Annotated in this window: 3 protein-coding genes and 1 pseudogene; all 4 read left to right on the top strand. The window is 66.4% G+C overall.

Going from position 1 to position 5,011, the window contains the following annotated elements; genetic code table 11:
• Window positions 1-474: pseudogene (locus T281_RS16235) on the top strand (DNA repair protein RecN); the annotation flags it as partial.
• Window positions 464-2,800: an NAD-dependent DNA ligase LigA gene (ligA, locus tag T281_RS16230; RefSeq protein WP_081796865.1), complete on the top strand. Its 2,337-nt coding sequence runs from the start codon at window positions 464-466 to the stop codon at window positions 2,798-2,800. The pseudogene T281_RS16235 and the gene ligA, both read left to right, overlap by 11 nt.
• Window positions 2,801-3,008: 208 nt before the next feature.
• Entirely contained in the window at window positions 3,009-3,773 is a 765-nt protein-coding gene (locus T281_RS16225; RefSeq protein ID WP_037241927.1) for an HAD family hydrolase, read from the top strand.
• A 213-nt stretch (window positions 3,774-3,986) separates the two neighbouring features.
• Window positions 3,987-4,952 (top strand): hypothetical protein, encoded by a 966-nt coding sequence (locus tag T281_RS19815; protein ID WP_245269273.1) that lies wholly within the window; start codon window positions 3,987-3,989, stop codon window positions 4,950-4,952.
• Window positions 4,953-5,011 lie beyond the last annotated feature (59 nt).

Here is a 5,011-nt window from a genome sequence, read left to right as displayed (position 1 = left end):
GAGCAGGCGATGTTCTACGTGCAGACCAATCCGGGCGCGAAGCCGGGGCCGCTGATGAAGGTGGCTTCAGGCGGCGAGCTTGCCCGGTTCCTGCTGGCGCTGAAGGTGGTGCTCGCCGAGAAGGCGACCGCGCCGGTTCTGGTGTTCGACGAAATCGACACGGGTGTCGGCGGTGCGACCGCGGCGGCCATCGGCGAGCGGCAGGCGCGACTTGGCACCCGCGCACAGGTTTTGGCGGTGACGCATTCGCCGCAGGTGGCCGCGAACGCCGATCAGCACATACGGCTGCACAAGGCCGCGCGCGGTGAAGGCGACGCCATCGTCGTCACAACCAGCGCCGAGGTGCTGAGCATGGAAGGCCGCCGCGAGGAAATCGCGCGCATGCTCGCCGGCAAGGAGGTCACGGCCGAAGCCCGCGCCGCCGCCGAGAGCCTCATCGGGGCGCGCCACGTCGGAGCGCATCATGTCGCCTAAGGCGGCGGGTGCGAAGCCCGCAAAGACGCGCCGCTCCCGCAAGACGGAGGGGGCGGACGGCGAGCAGCCTTCGCGCGCTCCCGCGCCTGACGATGAGATTGCGCCGCCGCCCACGCACGAAGAAGCAGCCTTCCGCGACGAGGCATTGAAACATGCCGAGCACCTGTCGGCGGAGGATGCGAAGGACGAGCACGACGCGCTCGCCGCCGAGATCGCGCGCCATGACCGGCTTTATTATGAGAACGCCGCGCCGGAAATCTCCGACGTCGAGTATGACCGCCTGCGCCTGCGCCTCAACGCGCTCGAAGCGGCGTTCCCGTCGCTGATAACGCCGGAAAGCCCGTCGCAGACCGTCGGCGCAACCCCCTCCGAGAAGTTCGCGAAGGTGCGCCACACGGTGCGCATGCTGTCGCTCGGCAACGTATTCTCGGATGAGGATGTCGCCGATTTCGCGGGCCGCGTGCGACGCTTCCTGAAGTTCGCGCCGGACGACGCGCTCGATGTCACCGCCGAAATGAAAATCGACGGGCTTTCGGTGTCGCTCCGCTACGAGGATGGGCGGCTCGCGGTGGCGGCCACGCGCGGCGATGGCTCCGAGGGCGAGGACGTGACCGCAAACGTTCGCACCATCGCCGACATCCCGCAGGTGATCCGCGCGAACGACATGCCCGCCGTGTTCGAGGTGCGCGGCGAAGTGTATATGAGCCACGCCGATTTTCAGGCGCTGAACGAGCGGCAGGTCGGCAAGGGCGGCCGCATGTTCGCGAACCCGAGGAATGCGGCGGCGGGTTCGCTTCGCCAACTCGACCCGGCGATCACAGCCGCGCGGCCGCTACGCTTCTTCGCTTGGGGGTGGGGGGAGGTTCGGGGCTGGGGGGAGGCTAGCGCGCTCCCCGCCGACACGAATTACGGCGTGCTGCAAGCCATCCACGGCTGGGGCTTCCCGCTGCCGCCGGTCGAAATCTGCCGCTCGGTCGAGGAGATGCTCGCGGTCTATCGCGCCATCGAGATGAAGCGCGCGTCGCTCGGCTACGACATCGACGGCGTCGTGTACAAGGTGAACCGGCTCGACCTTCAGGAGCGGCTGGGCTTCGTAAGCCGCACGCCGCGTTGGGCCACCGCGCATAAATTCTCCGCCGAGAAGGCGACGACGGTGCTGAACGGCATCGACATTCAGGTGGGCCGCACCGGCGCGTTGACGCCCGTGGCGAAGCTTGCGCCGGTGACCGTCGGCGGCGTCGTGGTGCAGAACGCCACGCTTCACAACGAAGACGAAATCCGCCGCAAGGATGTGCGCATCGGCGACACGGTCATCGTGCAGCGCGCGGGCGACGTGATCCCGCAAATTCTCGGCCCCGTACTGGAACAGCGCCCCGCCGACGCCGTGGAATTTGTTTTCCCGACGCTGTGCCCCGTCTGCGGCAGCCACGCCGTCCGCGAGACACACCCTAAGACCGGCAAGGTCGACGCGGTGCGCCGCTGCACGGGCGGCCTTATCTGCGCGGCGCAGGCCGTGGAGCGGCTCCGGCATTTCGTGTCGCGCCACGCCTTCGACATCGAAGGGCTGGGCGAGAAGAACATTCAGGCGTTTTTCGACGAGGGGCGCATCAAGGCGCCAGCCGACATCTTCACCATGGCCGCGCGCGACGGCGTGGACCCGCCGAAGCTCAGCGAAAAGGAAGGCTGGGGCGCGCAATCGGCGGCAAACCTGTTCGCTGCCATAGAGGCGCGGCGCACGATTTCGCTCGAACGCTTCATCTTCGCGCTCGGCATCCGGCACGTGGGCGAGACGACAGCGAAGCTGCTCGCGAAGACCTTCGGCTCGCTCGACGCGCTGCGCGCCGCCATGGCCGAGCCGGACGCGGCCGACCTTCGCGCTGGCGACGAGCTTCTGCTCGAACGCGCGACCGACGATGACAAGAGGTCGCTGCACAGAGCCATCATTCTGGCGAAACTGAATGAGATCGACGGGATCGGCGACGTCGTCGCGCAGTCCATCGTGGATTTCTTCGACGAGCCCCATAACCGCGAGGCGGTGGATGCGCTGCGGCGCGAACTCACCGTCGAGGCGTACAAGCCGGATCAGGTTTCGTCGCTGCTGGCGGGCGCGACTGTGGTTTTCACCGGCAAGCTCGAACGCTTCACGCGCGATGAGGCCAAGGCGCAGGCCGAGCGGTTCGGCGCGAAGGTGGCGGGTTCGGTGTCAAAGGCGACAACTTACCTTGTCGCGGGGCCGGGCGCGGGCTCGAAACTGAAAAAGGCGGAAGACCTCGGGGTGAAAGTTATGACCGAGGACGAGTGGCTGGAGATGATCTCCTCCGCATAACCGCCACAGAGTCTCTCCTGATGGAGGGAGGCGGGATGAGGGGAGCCCTCGAACGGTTTTACCGCCGTTCGCCTCTCATCCCGTCTTGCGATGGCTCAAGCGAACAAGTACGGCCCTCCGATGTTCGGTTGTCGATCAGCTTCTCCGCGTCAAATCGGGTCCGTTTAAACGCAGCTGATCTAACCTGATCTGAAATCAAGGGGCTCGCATGGCCGAACTCAAGGCGCTGATTTTCGACGTTGACGGAACGCTGGCCGAGACGGAAGAGGGGCACCGCCTCGCCTTCAATCGCGCCTTCGCCGATGCGGGTCTCGACTGGGCCTGGCCGCCCGCGCTCTATGCCGAACTTCTCGCGGTGACGGGCGGCAAGGAACGCATCGCGCACTACATCGCGCGGCACCGGCCTGACTTTACGCCGCCGACTGGGCAGCCGCTTCCCGAATTCATCGCAGTGTTGCATGCCGCCAAGACGAAACACTACGCGGCGCTTCTCGCGGGCGGCGGCATTCCGCTCCGGCCGGGCGTTGCGCGTCTTCTACGCGAGGCGAAAGATGCGGGCGTGCGGCTCGCCATCGCGACGACGACCTCGCCGGAGAATGTGACGGCGCTGTTCGACGCGACGATGCCGGAAGCGCTCGGCTGGTTCGAGGTGATCGGCGCTGGCGACGCCGTGCCGCGCAAGAAGCCCGCGCCGGACATCTACCTCTACGTGCTGGCCGCGCTTCGCCTGCCGCCCGCTGACTGCCTCGCCATCGAGGATTCCGCGCCCGGAACACACGCAGCACGCGATGCCGGGTTGCAAGTTATCGCGACGCTGAACGACTATACGGCGTCGCACGATTTCGATGGAGCGATGCTTTTGCTCAATCATCTCGGCGAACCTGGCTTCCCGTTCAAGGTTTTGTCTGGCAACGCTAATAGTTGTACTTTTATCGATATTGAGCTTTTGCGTAAATTGGTCCGGACCGGTTAGACAAGAGTTGACCTTCAATTCGCCTTTCCTACTTTACGGCACTGAAGCTCAAGTATCTTTCTACCTTTCATTAACTCGCGTGGTGATCCAATGTCCCAGCGTTCGAGCGCGGTCAGTGGCGTGCGACCGGGTGCGTGCGCAGTTGCGGCGGGGTCGTGAGCGACGACGCGGCAGCAGCAAACACAACCCTAGTACAGAGGAAGTGGGTCTCACATGCGAACGAAACGACTTCTAGTCCCGGCGGTGGCAGCGCTGGGATTATCGGCATTCGGCCTCGCGACTGCGGCAGGCGCTGCGCCGTCTCCCTTGGGAGCGAGCAGCGAAAAGATGACCGCGAGCGGTGCGCAAAGTTCTGTGATGCTCGTCCGCAATGGCGGACGTGGCGGCTTCGGCGGCGGCGCTGGTTTCCGAGGCGGCGGCGGGTTCGGAGGTGGTGCCGCATTCCGTGGCGGTGGCGGCTTCAGAGGCGCCGGTCCCATCGGTTCGCGATTTGGCTATCGTGGCGGCGGCATCCGAGGGCCAGTAGCATTCCGTGGCTATCGTGGCGGTTTCGCGCGGCCTATCGGTTTCCGTGGCGGCTATTACGGTGGCGGCTGGCGTAGACCGGTGGCCTTCCGCGGCGGCTACGGCGGCTGGCGTCGTCCGATTGCATGGCGTGGCGGCTATGGCGGCTGGCGTCGTCCGATTGCATGGCGCGGCGGCTATGGCGGCTGGCGTCGTCCGGTTGCATGGCGCACGGGTTGGTATGGCGGCTGGCGTAGGCCGGTGGCGTATTATGGCGGCTGGCGTCGTCCCATCGTGTATGGCGGCGGCTGGGGCTGGCGTCGACCCGTCGTGTATGGCGGCGGCTGGGGCTGGCGTCGTCCCGTCGTGTATAGCGGCGGCTGGGGCTATCGCGCGCCGGTGATCTATCGGCGGGTTGTATACAGCTCCGGTTGGTATGGCGGCGGCTGGCGTCGTCCGGTCGTGTACTCCGGTGTTGGTTGCGCGAGGCCGGTGGTGGTTGCCCGTCCGGTCTATAGCGGTTGCGGCGGCTGGGGCGCATCCGGCGTTGGCTTCGGCGGCGGCTGGGGCGGCGGCTACGGCGGCGGCTACGGCGGCGGCTGGGGCGGCGGCTACGGCGGCGGCTGGGGTGGTTCCGGTCTCGGCGTGAGCGTCGGCTTCGGCGGCGGTTGGTAACATCGCCTGCCTATGAAATGGAGCCCCGACCGCAAGGCCGGGGCTTTTTTATTCGTCAG

The sequence above is a fragment of the Rhodomicrobium udaipurense JA643 genome (assembly GCF_000636015.1).
Classification (GTDB): domain Bacteria; phylum Pseudomonadota; class Alphaproteobacteria; order Rhizobiales; family Rhodomicrobiaceae; genus Rhodomicrobium; species Rhodomicrobium udaipurense.
This window is presented reverse-complemented; position numbering and strand designations above follow the sequence as displayed.

What these genes read in the sequence shown, in the direction of transcription:
- ligA (WP_081796865.1), top strand. Translation starts at nt 464, where the DNA reads ATGTCGCCTAAGGCGGCGGGTGCGAAGCCCGCAAAGACGCGCCGCTCC.
- T281_RS16225 (WP_037241927.1), top strand. Translation starts at nt 3,009, where the DNA reads ATGGCCGAACTCAAGGCGCTGATTTTCGACGTTGACGGAACGCTGGCC.
- T281_RS19815 (WP_245269273.1), top strand. Translation starts at nt 3,987, where the DNA reads ATGCGAACGAAACGACTTCTAGTCCCGGCGGTGGCAGCGCTGGGATTA.